This window comes from Alcanivorax sp. HI0083, from assembly GCF_001635175.1.
The window spans coordinates 1-526 of sequence record NZ_LWFX01001696.1; the positions used below are offsets into that span (position 1 = coordinate 1).

Genomic DNA, 526 nt, shown 5'->3' on the forward strand with positions numbered 1-526 from the left:
CTGGGCAAGGGCAAGATCCTCAAGGACCAATGTGTGCAGTGTCCGCTGCACCGGGCGAAGTTTGATATCCGCACCGGTGAAGTCTCCGAGTGGGCGAATTTCCCGCCGGGGGTGCAGATGCTGAATGTGGTGCGGGGTGAGAAAGCCCTGCAAACCTGGCCGGTAACCGAAGAAGACGGCCAGCTGTACGTGGAGATCTAATGGCAAACCCGAGTAAGGCGCAGCAGGAAGCTGCGCTGGCGCGACTGGAAAAGTTCAGCCGCTTCACTGACAGCAGTATTGGTATTCCCTTTACCAGGTTTCAGATTGGCGCCGAAGCGATTATCGGCCTGGTGCCGATCGTTGGTGATGCGGCGGGCCTGGTGCTGGGCAGCTATGTGCTGGTGGAAGCCCAGCGGGCCGGGGCCAGCAAGGGTGTGAAGCTGCGCATGCTGCGTAACATGGGCATCGACTTCGTGGGTGGCTTGCTGCCGGTGGTGGGCGATGCCTTTGATGCCATCTATAAGGCCAATACCCGCAACACCAA

The 526-nt window shown here is 59.7% G+C and carries 2 protein-coding genes; both read left to right on the forward strand.

Going from position 1 to position 526, the window contains the following annotated elements:
* Positions 1-201: Rieske 2Fe-2S domain-containing protein (locus A3754_RS24785; protein ID WP_197468853.1), on the forward strand; the 201-nt coding region annotated here is incomplete at its 5' end.
* On the forward strand, positions 201-526 hold a 326-nt coding region (locus tag A3754_RS24790), incomplete at its 3' end, for a DUF4112 domain-containing protein (protein WP_063521621.1). The genes A3754_RS24785 and A3754_RS24790, both read left to right, overlap by 1 nt.